Origin of the sequence: Nonomuraea turcica (assembly GCF_030718205.1) — a bacterium.
Classification (GTDB): Bacteria; Actinomycetota; Actinomycetes; order Streptosporangiales; family Streptosporangiaceae; genus Nonomuraea.
Genome location: NZ_JAUZQF010000004.1, coordinates 270,633 through 287,167, shown reverse-complemented (window position 1 = coordinate 287,167; position 16,535 = coordinate 270,633). Strand labels below are relative to the sequence as shown.

Genomic DNA, 16,535 nt, shown 5'->3' with positions numbered 1-16,535 from the left:
CTGCCGTGCCCCGACGGGAACAATGACGAAGGCCGAAGGCTTGGTTTAGGCAGGCTAAGTGATCGTCCGGAGGTGAAGATGGACTTCAGGGAGCTGGAGTGCTTCGTGGTGCTCAGCGAGGAGCTGCACTTCGCGCGTACGGCTGAACGCCTCTACCTGTCGCCGGGCCGGGTGAGCCAGCTCGTGCGCTCCTTGGAGACCAGGATCGGCGGCAGGCTCTTCGACCGGACCAGCCGGCGTGTCCACCTGACACCCCTCGGTGAGCGTTTCCTGGCCGATCTGAGGCCCTCCTACGACGGTCTGGCGAACGCCCTGAGCCGTGCCAAGGCGGCCGCCCGCGAGGTGACGGGCGTGCTGCGGGTCGGCTTCCTGGCCACGCCCACGGACGCCGTCACGGGCAGCGTACGGGCCTTCGAGGGCCGCCACCCGGAGTGCGAGGCGGAGCTGGTCGAGATCCCGCTCTCCGACCCCTTCAGTAAGTTGCGCGCCGGGCAGGTCGACGTCGCGTTCACGCTACTGCCGGTGGACGAGCCCGACCTGGCCACGGGCGCGGTGCTGAACCGGGTCTCCTACCGGCTCGGCCTCTCCACCCGCCATCCGCTGGCAGCCCGCGCGCGCATCGACGCCGAGGACCTGGCTTGCGTGCCGTTGATCGGTGTGGAGGGACCGGCCCCGCGCTGGTGGCGCGAGCGGGTCGCGCCCTCCGTGACCCCTTCCGGACGTCCGATTCCCCGCGCCGGCGCGGTCGCCACCACCCAGGAGGGCCTCACCCAGGTGGCGCTGGACCGGGGCGGCATGCTCTTCTGCACGCCCACCGCGGCCCACCACGAGCGTCCCGACATAAGCTTCGTCCCCGTCACCGGACTGCCCCCGTCGATCTTGGGGCTGGCTTGGGTGAAGGCGGCGGAGACGGCCGCGGTCAGGGCGTTCGACGAGGCGGCGGCGGGGCACGCGCTCGGGGTGGAGGCTCTGGTGGCCTGAGACCTCAGGGGAGGAAAAATGCAGGAAAATTCGGAAAACATCAGGCTGACGGCGTGGGTACGGGGGAGAGTCCAGGGTGTGGGGTTCCGCTGGTGGACCCGGGCCAAGGCCTTGGAGCTAGGTCTGGCGGGCTGGGCGCGTAACACCGAGGACGGCCGGGTGGAGGTCGTCGCGGAGGGGCCGCGTGAGAGCTGCGTCAAGCTGCTGGAGCTGCTCAGAGGTTGCGACACGCCGGGCAGGGTCGATGGAGTAGTAGAACGCTGGAGCGAACCCCGAGGTAGTTTGGGCGGTTTTGTGGAGCGGTAGCGGCTTCCGATAAACCGGCCAAATAGGGTATAGTTGTATGTCGGGAGTGCCCATCAGTAGGGCGCAGCGGTTTGTTCGACTTGACCGCCCACACTGCCGGTGCGACTCTTGTTAGGTACCACGCGCACCCCTCCCGCGGAATAAGAAGTGCGCGAACCAGTCTGGTCACTCAGCGTGGAGGACCCTTTACCATGGCGAAGGCTCTACTCGGCCACGTCGGCGGTCCTGACCCTCGGATGGTCTCGGAGATGCGCCGCCTACAGCAGCGTATCCGTGACCTGGAGGCAGAACTCATCCGACTTCAGGCCACGAATGACGCTCTTGCAGCGCAAACTCGCGACGAGGCGCTAAGCCGCATGCAAGAGCGCGAGCCGGCACTCACCTGAGAGTGATCGGAGCGCAAGACCCAGGGACGTCTCGGAGAGGCGTCCCTTGTTATTTGCCCTGAATTGAAAAGCCCTGGTCAAGGCCGTCCCGGACTGTACATGCCCACGTGGGGCAGTCAGGACCAGTAGTCTTTTCCGAAGTCCGTTCAGGGAGAAGGGGGTCGCGCTTGTATTTGAAGACCCTCACCCTGCGCGGCTTCAAGTCCTTCGCCTCCGCGACCGCCCTGCGGTTCGAGCCGGGCATCACCTGCGTGGTCGGCCCCAACGGCTCCGGCAAGTCCAACGTCGTCGACGCCCTGGCCTGGGTCATGGGGGAGCACAGCGCCAAGTCGCTGCGTGGCGGGAAGATGGAGGACGTGATCTTCGCCGGCACCTCCTCCCGGCCCCCGCTGGGACGTGCCGAGGTGACGCTGACCATCGACAACTCCGACGGCGCGCTGCCGATCGACTACACCGAGGTCACGATCAGCCGGCTGATGTTCCGGTCGGGGCAGAGCGAATACGCGATCAACGGCGACACGTGCCGCCTGCTGGACATCCAGGAGCTGCTGTCCGACTCGGGCATCGGCCGCGAGATGCACGTGATCGTCGGGCAGGGCCAGCTCGACGCCGTCCTGCACGCGGGACCTGAGGACCGGCGGGCGTTCATCGAAGAGGCCGCCGGCGTGCTCAAGCACCGCAAGCGCAAGGAAAAGGCGCTGCGCAAGCTGGACGCCATGCAGGCCAACATGACCCGCGTCCAGGACCTCGCCACCGAGCTGCGCCGCCAGCTCAAGCCGCTGGGCCGGCAGGCGGAGATCGCCCGCAAGGCCGCCGTCATCCAGGCCGACCTGCGGGACGCCAGGCTGCGGCTGCTGGCCGACGACCTGGGCATCCTGCGGGCGACGCTGGAGCGCGAGGCCGCCGACGAGGCCGCGATCATGGCCAGGCGCAACCAGGTGGAGGCCGAGCTGGCCGAGACCCAGCAGCGCGAGGCGGCGCTGGAGAGCGCCGAGGCCGAGGCCCAGCCCCGGCTGGCGGCGGCTCAGGAGACGTACTTCAGGCTCTCGTCGCTGCGCGAGCGCATCACCGGCCTGGAGCAGCTCGCCGCCGAGCGCCACCGGCACGCGCTGGACGCCGCCGCCATTGAGCGCCGCGGCAGGGACCCGGAGGATCTCGAACGGGAGGCGGCCGAGGTGCGCGAGCAGGAGCTCGTGCTCAAGGCCGAATTGGAGCACGCCCAGGAGCTGCTGGAGGAGGCCGTCCAGCGGCGGTCCGACTCCGAGGCCGAGCTGAGCGCCGAGGAGCAGCGGCTGGCGCTGGCCGCCAGGGCCGCCGCCGACCGCCGCGAGGGGCTGGCCAAGCTGCGCGGCCAGGTCGATTCCGTACGGAGCCGGGCCAGGGCCGCCGAGGAGGAGATCGGCCGGCTCCAGCAGGCCGTGGCCGACGCGGCCGATCGCGAGCGGCAGGCCAGGGAGGACCTCGAAACGCAGCGGCAGGAGGAGCCCGCGGTCGACCCCGCCCTCGCCGAGGAGCTGGCCACGGCGCAGGCCGTGGTCGAGGAGGCCAAGGCCGTGGCCGACGAGGCCAGACTCGCGGCGGAGGAGGCCAAGTCCGCGCTGGACGTGCCGCGTGCCGCGCTCCAGGCCGCCAAGTCGGGGGTCGGGACCGCCCGCTCCGCCGACCAGGAGGCCCAGCGGTCGGTGGCCGCCCTGGTCGCTCGCCGGGACGCGCTGGAGCTGGGGCTGGCCAAGGGCGACGGCGGCGCGGCCCTGCTGGATGCGGACCTGGCCGGGGTGCTCGGCCCGCTGGCCGCCTCGATGCAGGTCACGCCGGGGGCCGAGCTGGCGGTGGCGGCCATCCTGGGACAGGTCACCGAGGCCATCGTCGTCAAGAGCTTGGACACGGCCGTCGAGGCGCTGGAGTTGCTGCGCACGGGAGGCGCCGGCCAGGCGACTCTCCTGGTGGCGTTGGACGGTGGCGCACAGGACGAGCACACGGCGGCTCTCGGCACCGGCCCGGATGGCGACGACGCCCTCACCGCTGCGGCCGGCGGCCCGTCGGGGCGGCGCGCCGGCGAGGCGTACGGCGCGGTCCGACGGTCGCGTGCGGCGGCGCCAGAGGGCGGCGAGTGGGTGGCCGACCTGGTCACTGTGCCCGGCCACCTGCGCCCCGCCCTAGACCACGTGCTTGAGGGCGTCGTGGTCGTGGCGGGCCTGGACGCCGCCCGCGATCTGGTCGACCGGCACCCCCACCTGAAGGCCGTCACCAGGGCGGGTGACGTGGTCGGGGCACATCTGGCCAGCGGCGGGTCCGAGGGCGGCACCTCCGTGCTGCAGGTGCGGGCCGCGCTCGATGAGGCCGTCAGGGACCTGGAGCGGGCCGAGGCCAGGGCCGAGGAGACCGCCGCGGGCCTGGACGAGGCGATCGGCCTGGAGCAGCGCGCCCAGGCGGCGCTGGAGGCCGCCCAGGCGCAGGTGAGCGAGGCCCAGACCGCTGTCACCACCGCCCAGGCCGGCGTCAGCGCCGCCCAGGGCACGCTGGACCAGGTCAGGGCCCGCCAGCGGGAGGCCGACCAGCGCACCGCCGCCGCCGCCAAGCGCCTGGCCCAGCTCGAGGCGGCCGCCAACGCCGCCCGCGCCGAGGCCGAGCGGCTGGCAGGCAGCGTCACGAAGGCGGAGGAGGCCCGCGCCGAGGGCCAGGAGGAGCTGACCGAGCTGGAGATCCGCCTGGCCGAGGCCGAATACGCCCGAGAGCTGGAGTCCGAGCCCACCACGGACCTGCGCGACGAGCTGGCCGGCGCCTGCGAGGTGGCAAGGCAGCGGGAGATGGACACGCGGCTCCAGGTGCGCACCGCGGAAGAACGCGTCAAGGGCATCGAGGGCCGCGCCGACGGCCTGGTGAGGGCCGCGCAGCGCGAACGCCACGAACGCGCCCAGGCGGCCGCCCAGCGCGCCAGGCGCAGGCGGCAGGCGGCGGTGGCCGAGTCGGTCAGCAAGGGCGCCAAGCAGGTGCTCAGGGCCCTGGCCGAGTCCGTCCGGCTCGCCGCCAGGGAGCGCGACGAGGCCGACCTGGCCAGGGTTGCCGTGGACGCGGAGCTCAAGCAGGTGCGCCTGCGGGTCCGCGAGCTCGGCCAGGAGCTGGACAAGCTGGTCAACCGCGTGCACGGCAGCGAGGTGGCCCGCACCGAGCAGCGCCTGCGGCTGGAGCAGCTGGAGCAGCGGGCGATGGACGAGTTCGGGGTCGAGGTCGAGTCGCTGATCTCCGAGTACGGCCCCGAGGTCCCGATCCCCGGCGACCCGCCCATCCCCTACGTGCGCGAGGAGCAGGAAAAGCGGGCCAGGGCCGCCGAACGGCAGATGAACCAGCTGGGCAAGGTCAACCCGCTCGCGCTGGAGGAGTTCGCGGCGCTGGAGGAGCGGCACGCCTTCCTCACCTCGCAGCTGGAGGACCTCAAGAAGACCAGGCGTGACCTGCTGACCGTGGTCAAGGAGGTCGACGACCGCGTCGAGCAGATGTTCGCCGCCGCGTACGAGGACGTGGCCCGCGAGTTCGAGCAGATCTTCACCAGGGTGTTCCCCGGAGGCGACGGCCGCCTGGTGCTGACCGATCCCAACGACATGCTGACCACCGGCATCGAGGTCGAGGCCAGGCCGCCGGGCAAGAAGGTCAAGCGGCTGTCGCTGCTGTCGGGCGGGGAGCGGTCGCTCACGGCGGTCGCGTTCCTGATCTCCATCTTCAAGGCGCGGCCGTCGCCGTTCTACGTGATGGACGAGGTCGAGGCCGCGCTCGACGACACGAACACGCAACGGCTGCTGACCCTGTTCGAGGAGTTGCGGCAGAGCTCGCAGCTGATCGTCATCACCCACAACAAGCGCACGATGGAGATCGCCGACGCGCTCTACGGCGTGTCGATGCGCGGCGACGGCGTGACGCAGGTCGTCAGCCAGCGGCTTCGGGAGCGCGAGTCCGCCTGATCGGTGTGGTCGTGTGCGTGACCCTGCTGGTCCAACTGGGCCGGACGATCTGGAAAACTGACATCTTGTGGATGGTTACCTCGGCGTCATCGTGATCGTGGCCGTCGTCGCCCTGCTGGCGGCGGGCGGCCTGTTCCTGCTCTTCAGGCCGGGCCGCAAGGCGGCCCCGCCCGTCAAGCCGCCTGAGACCCTCCCGATACCGGAGGAGAAGGAGCAGCGGCCCGCCGGCGTGGGCGAGGAGGGTGAGGGCGCGACCACCACGCTGCCGCCTCCGGCGAAACCGGCCGAGCCGGCCGTCGTCAAGCCCGAGATCGAGGTGCCGCCGCCGTCCGCGGGCCGGATGGTGCGGCTGCGCTCGCGCCTGGCGCGTTCGCAGAGCACGCTCGGGCGCGGCCTGCTGGAGCTGCTGTCCCGCGACCGGCTCGACGACGAGGTCTGGGACGAGATCGAGGAGCGCCTGATCACGGCCGACGTGGGCGTCGCGCCGACCCGCGCCATCGTGGAGGAGCTGCGCACCAAGGTCAAGGTGCTGGGCAGCCGCACGCCCGAGGAGGTGCGCGGCCTGCTGCGCGAGCAGCTGCTCATCCAGATCAACCCCGACCTGGACCGCACGCTGCACATTCAGAAGCACGGCGAGCGGCCCGCCGTGGCGCTCATCGTGGGCGTCAACGGCACCGGCAAGACCACCACCACCGGCAAGCTCGCCCGGTTCCTCGTCGGCGACGGCAAGAAGGTCGTGCTCGGCGCGGCGGACACCTTCCGCGCCGCGGCCGCCGACCAGCTGCAGACCTGGGGCGAGCGGGTCGGCGCTGACACGGTGCGCGGCCCCGAGGCTGGCGACCCGGCCTCCGTGGCCTTCGACGCCGTGGCCAAGGGCATCGAGGAGAAGGTCGACGTGGTCATCGTCGACACCGCCGGCCGCCTGCACACCAAGACCGGGCTCATGGACGAGCTGGGCAAGGTCAAGCGGGTCATCGAGAAGAAGGCCACGGTGGACGAGGTGCTGCTCGTCCTCGACGCCACCACGGGCCAGAACGGCATGCGCCAGGCCCAGGTGTTCGCCGAGGTGGTCAACATCACCGGCATCGCGCTGACCAAGCTCGACGGCACCGCCAAGGGCGGCATCGTGATCTCGGTGCAGCGAGAGCTGGGCGTTCCCGTCAAGGTCGTGGGGCTCGGCGAGGGGCCGGACGATTTGGCGCCGTTCGATCCCGAGGTGTTCGTGGACGCGATCCTCGGCGAATGATCGATTTCCGGTCATACGGTAATTAGTCCGGTAATGGCCCTTACCGGATAAATGGTGATCGGTCACATATGTCTGTGTTGAGATGTACCGGTCATCAATGATCGCATTCAGGTGAAAGGGCGCCCATGAAGAAGATCGTCGTCCACAGGCCCGGGACCGTGAAGCCGACGGCTGCGGCCGCGCCAAGACACTGCTCCTGACAACCGCCGGCCCGGCGTCTCGTCCGGGGCGCCGGCGCCAAGGAGGTTCGTGTGGACACGATCCTGCTAGACGCCGACCGCCGTGTCGGCGGCCCGTACACGCTGGCCGCGGCGCTCCTCGACCGCCTCGTCCCGCAGGCGCTGGAGCGCCGGCCCGGCCTGGTCGCCGACCACGACATCGAGATCCGCGCGGCGGCGCCCCACCTGCGCGGCGCCGTGCCCGCGCGGCGGCGGTCGCTGGCCGATGATCTGCCCAGGGCGCAGCGTGTTCTGGTGCCTGGCGCCCGGCGCAGCCTCAGGATCGCCAATGGGCTGGCCGAGTTCGTCCGCGACCACTTGCGCCGGACCGGGGCGCTGGCCCTGACCGTGACGAACCTGGGCGAGGCCGACTACACCGACGCCGAGCTCGTCGCCGTGCTACGGCGCAGGCTGGACCCCGGCCTCCTCAGGATCGACGAGGGTCCCTCCGCGCCGGGCACCGGGCCCCTGCCCGCCGACTTCGACCGCTACCGCGACGAGGGTTTCCACCACGCCATGGCGGAGTCGGGCCTGGAGGCGTTGCACGGTGTGGAGGACGTGCCGCTCCTGCTGCGCGTCGCCGCCGCCCTGGAGGCCATCGAACGCGAGGACGAGGCCCGCGAGCTCTACGACCGGGCCCGGCGCGAGAGCACGGACCCTAAGCAGCGCGCCACCGCCGCCTATGCCACCGCCATGATCCTCGTACGCCACCACGACCACGACCGGCGCGACCCCGAGCACGCCCTGGCCTGGATCAACGAGGCGATCACGATCACGTCCCTCCTTCCCGACCCGCGCGAGCGGGCCTTCCACCTCGGCTTCGACCTCAACGGCAAGGCCCTGGTCGAGGTACGCAGGGGACGCCGCGAGGCCGCCATGGAGCTCGTGCAGCGGGCCCTGGACCTGGCCGATGCGGACCTGCCGGGCGAGCACCCGATCCACCGGCTCGTCCTGCACGCCAACCGGGCCCAGCTCCTGGCCATGGCCGGCCGCGAGGAGGAGGCGCTGGCCGGCTACACGCGGGCCGTCGAGGCCGACCCCGGCTACCCCGACTACTACCTCGACCGGGGCAACCTGCTGCACAGGCTCGGCAGGACCGAGGAAGCGCTGGCCGACTACGAGGCCGTCATGCGGCTGAGCCCGCCGTTCCCCGAGGCCTACTACAACCGGTCCGAGCTGCGCTTCGCCGCCGGTGATCTGGCCGGCGCCCTGGCCGACCTGGACCACACGCTGGAGCTGGACCCGGCCTTCGCGCCCGCCTACGTCAACCGTGCCGGACTTCGGGTGGCGGCCGGGGATCACGCCCAGGCCAGGGACGACGTCGAGCACGGACTGGAGATCGCGCCGCGCGACCCCCACCTGCTGTGCGTGCTCGGGCAGGTGGAGCTGGCCGAGGGCCACCTGCCGGAAGCGCGCATCGCGTTCGACCAGGCGCTGGAGCTCGATCCGGGCCTGGTGGCGGGCTGGGCCAACCGGGCCGAGCTGGCCTTCGAGCGTGGCGACCACGAAGCGGCGCTGGCCGATCTGGCGCGGGCGCTGGAGCTGGAGGAGACCGCCGAGTTGCTGTTCAACAGGTCGGTGGTGCATCGGGCCGCGGGCCGGCCGGACCAGGCCAGGAAGGACCTGCTCAGGGCCGCCGAGCTGGCCCCTGGCGACGAGGACGTGAAGCGGGCGCTGGCCGAGGTCTGACGATTCGACGGCGAGACGCAGCCCGCGGGCGGCAAGCCGGGAGCGTCGCCTGAGCGGCACCAGGGTCAGGAACGCGGCCTGATCGGCACCACCAGCGGCGTCCCGGCCACGGGGTCCTCGATGACCTTCGCGTCCAGCTCGAACACCTCGCCCAGCAGCTCCTCCGTGAGCACCTCGTGCGGGGAGCCCGCCGCGATCACCCGGCCGGCCCGCATGGCCACCAGCCGGTCGGCGTAGCGGGCGGCCAGGTTGAGGTCGTGCAGGACCATGACGACCGTGCGGCCGGCCTCTCGGTGCAGGTGCCGGACGAGCTCCAGCACCTCCACCTGATGCGCCAGGTCCAGGAACGTCGTGGGCTCGTCGAGCAGCAGCAGATCCGTGCCCTGGGCCAGCGCCATGGAGATCCACGCCCGCTGCCGCTGCCCGCCCGACAGCTCGTCCAGCGGCCGCTCGGCGAGGTCCGCCAGGCCCGTCATGTCCAGCGCCGCCGCGACCGCGTCCTCGTCGTCGGAGGACCACTGCCGGTACCAGGTCTGGTGCGGATGCCGGCCCCTGGCCACCAGGTCGGCCACGGTCAGCCCTTCGGGAGCGGTGGGCGCCTGCGGGAGCACGCCGAGGACCTTGGCCACCTCGCGGGTGGGGATCCTGTCGATGCGCTTGCCGTCCAGCAGCACCTCGCCGCCCTGCGGCTTGAGCAGGCGGCCGAGCGCGCGCAGCAGCGTGGACTTGCCGCAGCCGTTCGGGCCGATGATCGTGGTCACCGTGCCCGCCTCGATGCCCAGGTCGAGCCCGTCGACGACGATGCGGTCGCCGTATCCGAGCGTGACGCCGGCGGCCTGCAGTCTCACTTGCGAGCCCTCCAGATCAGATGGATCAAGTATGGGGCGCCCAGCACGGCGGTGACGATGCCGACGGGCAGCTCGATCGGCGAGAACGCGGTCCTGGCGATCAGGTCGGCGGCCGTGGTGAGCACGCCGCCGATGACCGCCGAGCACAACAGCGGCGGCTGCCCCGAGCGGGCCAGCCGGAGCGCGATCTGCGGCGAGGCGAGCGCCACGAACGCGATCGGCCCGGCCGAGGCCGTGGCCACGGCGGCCAGTAGTACGGCGGCCAGGATCATCAGGGCGCGGGCCAGGTTCATGCGCACGCCCAGGGAGGCGACCGTGTCGTCGCTGAAGCGCAGCGCGTCGAGCGAGCGCGTGCCGAGCAGGGTCAGCGGCACCAGCACGGCCAGGGCGAGGGCCGTGGGCGCCACGTGCTCCCAGCCGCGGCCGTTGAGCGAGCCGCTGATCCAGACCATGGCGCGGGCGGTGTCGTTGACGTCGCCCACGGTCAGGAGCCAGAACTTGACGTTGGTGAAGACGGCGGCCACGCCGATGCCGACCAGGACCAGGCGGTAGCCGTCCAGGCCGCGCCGCCACGCCAGCCCGTACACGACGGCCGCGCCGATCAGGCCGCCGAGCAGGGCGAGCGCGGGGATGCCGAGGGTGGCGAGCAAGCCGCTGGTGCCGCCGTACACGCTGCCGCTGGCCACCACGCCGGCCACGACCGTGACGGAGGCGCCGGTGGTGACGCCGAGGATCTCGGGGCTGGCCAGCGGGTTGCGGGCGATGGACTGAATGATGGCGCCGGACAGCGCGAGCGCCGCGCCGACCAGAGCGCCGGTGAGCGCGCGCGGCAGGCGCAGCTCCATGATGACGAAGTGGGCCGCGCTGCTCGAGTCAAAGGTGCCGGCGATCACCTCGGAAACGGTCATCTCGATGTCGCCGATGCGCATGTTCAAGGCCATGAGCAGGGCGAGGAGGACCAGGCCGAACAGGGTGATCGCGACGCCGCGCAGGCGTACCCGCCAGGACAGGGCGCCGACGCGCAGGGAGAGAGCGGTCACAGTCGCACCGGCTTCCTGCGGCGGACCAGGGCCACGAAAAAGGGGGCGCCGATCAGCGCGAGCACCACGCCGACCTCCAGCTCGCCCGGCGGGGCGACTACGCGGCCGATCACGTCCGCGAGCAGCAGCAGCGCCGCGCCGATCAGCCCCGAGTACGGCAGCAGCCACCGGTGGTCGGTGCCCGACAGAGGGCGGGCCAGGTGGGGCACGATCAGGCCGACGAACGACAGCGAGCCGCAGGCGGCGACCGCCGCGCCCGACAACAAGGTGACGGCGGCGACGCCGATGGTGCGGGTCATGGCGATGTTCTGGCCGAGGCTCCTGGCCACGTCCTCGCCGAGCGAGAGCGCGTTCAAGCCGGGCGCGTTGACCGTCGCCAGGAGCAGGCCCACCAGGATGAACGGCAGCACCTGCCAGACCACGTCGGCGCCCCTGGCCGCGATCGAGCCGGCCTGCCAGAAGCGGAACACGTCCATGGCCTGCTCGTCCAGCAGCACGATGGCCGAGGTGAGCGCGTACAACATGGCGCTGACGGCGGTGCCGGCCAGCGCCAGCGTGACGGGCGTGGGCCCGCCCCTGCCGCCTGCCATGCCGAGCGCGAACACCGCCACACTGGCGATCAACGCCCCCGCCAGCCCGAACCAGATGTAGACGAGCAGGCTGGAGGCGCCCAGCAGGATGATCGAGGCCACCATCGCGAACGCCGCCCCCTGCGTGACCCCGAGCAGGCCGGGGTCCGCGAGCGGGTTGCGGGTGTGGCCCTGCATCAGCGCGCCGGCCACGCCGAGCGCGAGGCCGGCGAGCACCCCTAAGACGGTCCGCGGAACGCGAAGCGAGCGGATGATGATGTCGTTCTCGCTGCCGGTGGGCGCGGTGAGCGCGGCCCAGGCGTCGGCGAGCGGCACGGACTTGGAGCCGATCGTGACGCTGAGCACCACGGCCACCGCCACGGCGGCGAGAAGCGCGAGCAGGACGGTGAGCCGGCGGTGACGGATGCCGTGGAGGCGCGGCGCGGCCACGGTTGCGCTCACCCTGTTCCTCCTCGGCATTTGCTCGATCCTGGTGAAGTATGCCAGCTTAGGCAGGGCTAACCTAATTTAGGTTTGCCTTACTTTTCAGGGAAGGAACTTTGACCATGAGACCGTTGCGTGCGCTGGTCGGCGCTCTTCTTGTGGCGGGACTCGCCGCCTGCGGTTCGACGGAGCCCGCCGCCACCACCACTGCCGGCGCCACGGCGGCCGCGCCGTTCAAGACCGTCAAGCACGCGATGGGTGAGACGAAGATCCCCGTTCAGCCGAAGCGGGTCGTGGCGCTCGACCAGAGCTTCGTCGACGCCGTCCTCACGCTGGAGACGCCCGTGGTGGGCTACACGACGTATCGCTCGCTTGACGACAAGCTGCCCGACTATCTGGGGACCGTCGCCGAGCAGTATGGCAAGGAGGCGACCCCGGTCGGCACGCTGGAAGAGCCCAGCCTGGAGAAGATCATCGCGCTCAAGCCCGATCTGATCGTCTCCGCCAAGGTCCGGCACGAGGCCCTGTACGACAAGCTCTCCAAGATCGCGCCGACCGTCTTCAGTGAGACCACCGGGGCCATCTGGAAGGAGAACATCCGGCTCATGGGGCAGGCCCTGGGCAAGGAGCAGCTCGCCGACACCAAGATCAAGGAGTACGAGGACCGGGCCGCCAAGATCGGCACGTCGATCAAGGAGAAGGAAGGCGGCGAGCTGCCCACGATCTCCATCGTGCGGTTCGCCGGTGAGCCCACGGTCCGCCTGTATGTGGAGAAGTCCTACTCCGGCATCGTGATGAAGGACGTCGGCTTCCCGCGCCCCGACGGCCAGCCGACCGTGGAGGACACGATCGTGGTGGACGTGAGCCAGGAGAAGATCGCGGACCTGGACGCCGACCACATCTTCGTCTCCACTTACGAGGACCCGACGGTGGCCGAGACCAAGGACAAGTTCCTGAACAACCCGCTGTGGGGCAAGCTCAAGGGCGAGAAGCACGACGTCGCCGACCTGACCTGGATGACCGCGGTGGGCATCCAGGGTGCGCACTCGATCCTGGACGACGTTGCCAAGTTCTTCAGCGTGGACCCGGCCAGGGCCGCCTAACGAGGCAGCCAGGCGCGTAGCTCCGTCAGGTGTGGCTCGACGTCCAGACGCTGGCCGGCGAGCCACTCCGGATTGCCGTACGTGCCCTTGTAGCGATCGCCGCTGTCGCAGATCAGCGTGACGACGCTGCCCCGCTCGCCCTTTCGCCGCATCTCGTCGATCAGCTCCACGCAGGCCGCCATGTTGGTGCCCGTGGAGCCGCCGACGTTCAGGCCGGTGACCTCGCGGGTCCAGTGCATGGCGGCGATCGAGCGGGCGTCGGGCACCGCGATCATGCGGTCGATGACGGACGGCTGGAACGAAGGCTCGACGCGGGGGCGGCCGATCCCCTCGATGCGCGAGCCCCGGGCAGTGACGGAGGCGTCGCCGGAAATCCAGGCGGGGTAGAAGGCCGAGCCCTCGGGGTCGACGACGGCCAGCCGGGTGGGGTGGCGGCGGTAGCGGATGTAGCGGCCGATGGTCGACGACGTGCCGCCGGTGCCGGCGCCGACCACGATCCAGGAGGGCTCGGGGTGGGGCTCCATGGACATCTGCGAATAGATCGATTCGGCGATGTTGTTGTTGCCGCGCCAGTCGGTGGCCCGCTCCGCGTAGGTGAACTGGTCCATGAAGTGCCCGCCGGCCTCGGCGGCGAGACGGTGAGATTCGTCATAGATCGCGCCGGCGTCCGCCACGAGGTGACATTTCCCACCGTAGAACTCGATGAGGTGGCACTTCTCCGGTGACGTGGAGGCGGGCATGACGGCGATGAAGGGCAGGCCGAGCAGCCGGGCGAAGTAGGCTTCGCTCACGGCCGTGGAGCCGCTGGACGCCTCGACGATCGTGGTCGTGGGTCCGATCCAGCCGTTCGCCAGGCCGTATAGGAATAGGGATCGGGCAAGTCGATGTTTCAGTGAACCGGTCGGGTGCACCGACTCGTCTTTCAAGTAGAGGTTTACACCCCAGTCCGAGGGCAGCGGAAAGACGTGCAGGTGTGTGTCACAACTGCGGTTGGCGTCGGCTTCGACCGTGCGGATGGCCTCCGCCACCCAGCGGCGCGTTCCCGTGTTGTGGCGGTCCACGAAATCCATGTCCTTACGCTATCCCATGTGACGTTGGCCACTAGAACTGCGAATTTGGGTGGTTAGTGTTATGCTATTGAGACTTGTCCGGCCGTGGACGTGACCACGCACGCCGCGAGCAGATGGACGGAAGCCCCCTCTGACCCAGGCGGATCCTCGTTAACGCGTCCCTTACCCGGGACTTGCCATGATGGGACCGCCGTCAGGCGGCCTGTGCCGAAACGGGGGATAGCGCAAGGGGGAATGAATTGATCACTATGACCGATGAGCAGCGTCAGGACTGGTTCGAGCGCGATGTCGTGCCGGTGACGTCGCAGCTGTTCGCCTCTGCCATGCGCCTCACCCGTAACGCCGCTGACGCGGAGGATCTGGTGCAGGAGACGGTGGCGAAGGCATATACGTCGTATCACCAGTTCCGGGAGGGCACCAACCTCAAGGCGTGGCTGCACCGGATCCTGACCAACAACTTCATCAACGACTACCGGAAGAAGCAGCGCTCGCCCAAGCTGTCCGCCGCCGAGGAGATCGAGGACTGGCAGCTGCACGCCGCCGAGTCGCACAGCTCCACGGGCCTGCGGTCGGCCGAGAGCGAGGCGCTCGACCGGCTTCCCGACAACGTCGTGATGAACGCCCTGCGGTCCCTGCCCGAGGACTTCCGCGTGGCCGTCTACCTGGCCGACGTCGAAGGGTTCGCGTACAAGGAGATCGCTGACCGCATGGGCACGCCCATCGGCACTGTCATGTCCCGTTTGCACCGGGGCCGCCGGCAGCTGCGTGGCATGCTGGAGGAGTACGCCCGCGAGGAGGGCGCTGTCCGCGTCCCGACCCAGCGTGCTGCCTAGGACTGCATAGACAGATGAAGGCGGACGCGTAACAGTCCGCCTTCCGTGCGCAGCTCCACGAGATCGCAGAGCTGACGACTGATCCAGAGCCCGTATCCCCTGGGGGACTCGGGCTCAGGTGGTATATAGCCGGGTAAGGGGTCGTCCAGCGAGCCGCCGGGGTCGGCGATCTCGCAGATGAGCTCCCCGTTGTTCTCCCACATCGTGATCGTGCCGTATCCGGCGCCGTGTTCGATGCTGTTCGCGGCGATCTCCGAGACGCTGATGACCAGCGACGTGATGAGGTTGCGGTCCATGCCCGCCGCGCGGGCGTACTCGCCGACGCTCTGGCGCAGCCGCCGCAGCTCACGTCCGGTGAACCGGATGGTCACCGCGCCGGGTCCCGGCTCGGGGAGCGGCGCGTGGTCGTCGTTGAGCACCAGTTGGTGGGGCGGGATGAAGCGGGTGCTGGTCGCCTCGCCGTCCACGCCGAGCAGGAGCGGGTGGTTCACCTCGTGGTAGTCGAGCGCGGCAGGCGGCACCTCGCGGAGGTCGTACATGCACAACATGACGGCCGAGGCCGCGCTGAGCGCGGCGTTGACGACGGACTCGTAGCGGATCAGCTCCGTGATCTCGCGCCGGCTCAGGCCCTCCCAGCTGGGCTCGGCGATCACGAGGGTACGGCGCCCGCGTGTGTAGTCGTGATAGGCGGCCAGCGTGCGGTACGGATGGCCGTACCAAGCGGAGGAGACCCGGGTGTCGACGTGTCCCGCGTCATCGCCCAGGGCGTCGGCCAGCAGGGCGAGCCTGGCCGCGCCGGTGATCACCAGCACTCGCCTGCTCTCGTCGAGTGCGGCCCGCACGCGCGGCACGGCGAGATCCAGAAAGGACTCATCGGAGTCGTAGGGCACGCCGACGTGCCGCAGACCCTCGCCATCGAAACGTGCCCGCTCAGGGCGCACGGGCGAAACGTAACAAGCGCCGCGTGGCTATGCAACGGCTATCAGGGCCACCGCGCCGAGCGCGCATGCCACACCGGTCACCTGGATCGTGTTCAGCCGCTCTCCGAGCACCTGCCTCGCCAGCAGCAGCGTGCTGGCGGGGTAGAGCGACACCAGCACGGCGACCAGGCTGAGCAGGCCCTGGCGCTGCGCTAGCAGAAAGAGGACGTTCGCCACCATGTCGAGCACGCCCGCGGCCACGATGATGCGCAGCGAGCCCGCCCGCGGCCGGAGCGAGCGCCGGGCGGCCAGGGCCACCAGCGCCACCACGCTCACCGATGACAGTCTGGCCCCGACCAGCGGCCACAGGCCTGCCTCGGCCGGTGCCATGGCGAGCAGGATGAAGAACCCGCCGAACCCGGCGCCCGCGGCCAGCGAGGTCACCAGCGCGCCGAGCGAGGCGCGCCCGCCCGGGGACCCGTCCTGGCTGACCAGCAGCACCGAGCCCAGGGCCAGCGCAACGCCGGTCAGCGCCCAGAAACCCGGCCGCTCGCCCGTGGCGAGCCCGAACACCACAGGCAGCGCCGCCGAGGTCACCGCGGTCGTCGGCGCGACCACCGACATGACGCCCGTGGCCAGCGCCCGGTAGAACAGCGCCAGCCCGGCGGCGCCCGACAGTCCTGCGGCCAGCCCCCACAGGATCGCCCGGTCGCTGAACGTGCCTGGGAGCACCGGCAGCAGGGCGAGGATCAGCGTCAGCCCCGCGAGTTGGGAGAGGATGACGACCGCCAGCACCTGGGTCCGTCGGGTGGCCAGGCCGCCGAAGAAGTCGGCCGTGCCGTAGACCACCGCGCAGGCGGTCGCCAAGATCACTGCGGTCACCCTTGTCCTCCTCGGGTCAGTTCAATGGGTTGCACTCCTAGTAC

14 protein-coding genes are annotated in these 16,535 nt (G+C 70.6%); 8 read left to right on the top strand and 6 right to left on the bottom strand.

The features are described 5' to 3' along the window. The first annotated feature begins 78 nt into the window (after positions 1-78). From Q9G87_RS13245 to Q9G87_RS13220, 6 genes are all read left to right on the top strand, one after another. Positions 79-981, top strand: a complete 903-nt coding sequence (locus Q9G87_RS13245) for a LysR family transcriptional regulator (protein WP_305916810.1) — start codon at positions 79-81, stop codon at positions 979-981. 18 nt (positions 982-999) lie between these two features. Next, on the top strand, positions 1,000-1,287 hold the full coding sequence (locus Q9G87_RS13240; protein WP_305916607.1) for an acylphosphatase: 288 nt from the start codon (positions 1,000-1,002) through the stop codon (positions 1,285-1,287). A 191-nt stretch (positions 1,288-1,478) separates the two neighbouring features. Further along, a complete protein-coding gene (locus Q9G87_RS13235) occupies positions 1,479-1,673 on the top strand; it encodes a hypothetical protein (RefSeq protein ID WP_090938435.1) in 195 nt (64 codons plus the stop codon). Between the two features lie 167 nt (positions 1,674-1,840). Continuing rightward, positions 1,841-5,629 carry an AAA family ATPase gene (locus Q9G87_RS13230; protein WP_305916606.1) on the top strand — a complete coding sequence of 1,263 codons (3,789 nt, stop codon included), beginning with the start codon at positions 1,841-1,843 and terminating at the stop codon, positions 5,627-5,629. A 67-nt stretch (positions 5,630-5,696) separates the two neighbouring features. Beyond that, positions 5,697-6,875: a signal recognition particle-docking protein FtsY gene (gene ftsY, locus Q9G87_RS13225; RefSeq protein WP_305916605.1), complete on the top strand. Its 1,179-nt coding sequence runs from the start codon at positions 5,697-5,699 to the stop codon at positions 6,873-6,875. 251 nt (positions 6,876-7,126) lie between these two features. Then, positions 7,127-8,782, top strand: a complete 1,656-nt coding sequence (locus Q9G87_RS13220; RefSeq protein ID WP_305916604.1) for a tetratricopeptide repeat protein — start codon at positions 7,127-7,129, stop codon at positions 8,780-8,782. 65 nt (positions 8,783-8,847) lie between these two features. Here Q9G87_RS13220 and Q9G87_RS13215 read toward each other — a convergent pair whose 3' ends face one another. The 3 genes from Q9G87_RS13215 to Q9G87_RS13205 are packed head-to-tail and all read right to left on the bottom strand — an operon-like array spanning position 8,848 to position 11,701. Beyond that, complete coding sequence (locus tag Q9G87_RS13215; protein WP_305916603.1) at positions 8,848-9,630, bottom strand: ABC transporter ATP-binding protein; 783 nt, start codon at positions 9,628-9,630, stop codon at positions 8,848-8,850. Next, complete coding sequence (locus Q9G87_RS13210) at positions 9,627-10,670, bottom strand: FecCD family ABC transporter permease (protein WP_305916602.1); 1,044 nt, start codon at positions 10,668-10,670, stop codon at positions 9,627-9,629. The genes Q9G87_RS13215 and Q9G87_RS13210 overlap by 4 nt, the downstream gene beginning before the upstream one ends. Then, entirely contained in the window at positions 10,667-11,701 is a 1,035-nt protein-coding gene (locus tag Q9G87_RS13205) for a FecCD family ABC transporter permease (protein ID WP_305916601.1), read from the bottom strand. The genes Q9G87_RS13210 and Q9G87_RS13205 overlap by 4 nt, the downstream gene beginning before the upstream one ends. 104 nt (positions 11,702-11,805) lie before the next feature. Between Q9G87_RS13205 and Q9G87_RS13200 the strand changes: the two genes are divergently transcribed. Next, positions 11,806-12,786, top strand: coding sequence for an ABC transporter substrate-binding protein (locus Q9G87_RS13200; RefSeq protein WP_305916600.1), 981 nt, complete (start codon positions 11,806-11,808; stop codon positions 12,784-12,786). Here Q9G87_RS13200 and Q9G87_RS13195 read toward each other — a convergent pair. Further along, positions 12,783-13,856 (bottom strand): PLP-dependent cysteine synthase family protein, encoded by a 1,074-nt coding sequence (locus Q9G87_RS13195; protein ID WP_305916599.1) that lies wholly within the window; start codon positions 13,854-13,856, stop codon positions 12,783-12,785. The two genes, Q9G87_RS13200 and Q9G87_RS13195, sit on opposite strands and share 4 nt — an antisense overlap. Positions 13,857-14,104: 248 nt before the next feature. On the opposite strand from Q9G87_RS13195, the gene Q9G87_RS13190 reads away from it, so the two are divergent. Then, a complete protein-coding gene (locus Q9G87_RS13190; RefSeq protein ID WP_305916598.1) occupies positions 14,105-14,689 on the top strand; it encodes a sigma-70 family RNA polymerase sigma factor in 585 nt (194 codons plus the stop codon). Here Q9G87_RS13190 and Q9G87_RS13185 read toward each other — a convergent pair. Next, entirely contained in the window at positions 14,686-15,630 is a 945-nt protein-coding gene (locus Q9G87_RS13185; RefSeq protein WP_305916597.1) for a sensor histidine kinase, read from the bottom strand. The genes Q9G87_RS13190 and Q9G87_RS13185 overlap by 4 nt on opposite strands. Before the next feature lie 27 nt (positions 15,631-15,657). After that, complete coding sequence (locus Q9G87_RS13180; protein ID WP_305916596.1) at positions 15,658-16,491, bottom strand: DMT family transporter; 834 nt, start codon at positions 16,489-16,491, stop codon at positions 15,658-15,660. Between the last annotated feature and the right edge of the window lie 44 nt (positions 16,492-16,535).

What these genes read in the sequence shown, in the direction of transcription:
- Q9G87_RS13235 (WP_090938435.1), top strand. Translation starts at nt 1,479, where the DNA reads ATGGCGAAGGCTCTACTCGGCCACGTCGGCGGTCCTGACCCTCGGATG.
- Q9G87_RS13200 (WP_305916600.1), top strand. Translation starts at nt 11,806, where the DNA reads ATGAGACCGTTGCGTGCGCTGGTCGGCGCTCTTCTTGTGGCGGGACTC.
- Q9G87_RS13190 (WP_305916598.1), top strand. Translation starts at nt 14,105, where the DNA reads ATGACCGATGAGCAGCGTCAGGACTGGTTCGAGCGCGATGTCGTGCCG.
- Q9G87_RS13240 (WP_305916607.1), top strand. Translation starts at nt 1,000, where the DNA reads ATGCAGGAAAATTCGGAAAACATCAGGCTGACGGCGTGGGTACGGGGG.
- Q9G87_RS13245 (WP_305916810.1), top strand. Translation starts at nt 79, where the DNA reads ATGGACTTCAGGGAGCTGGAGTGCTTCGTGGTGCTCAGCGAGGAGCTG.
- Q9G87_RS13195 (WP_305916599.1), bottom strand. Translation starts at nt 13,856, where the DNA reads ATGGATTTCGTGGACCGCCACAACACGGGAACGCGCCGCTGGGTGGCG.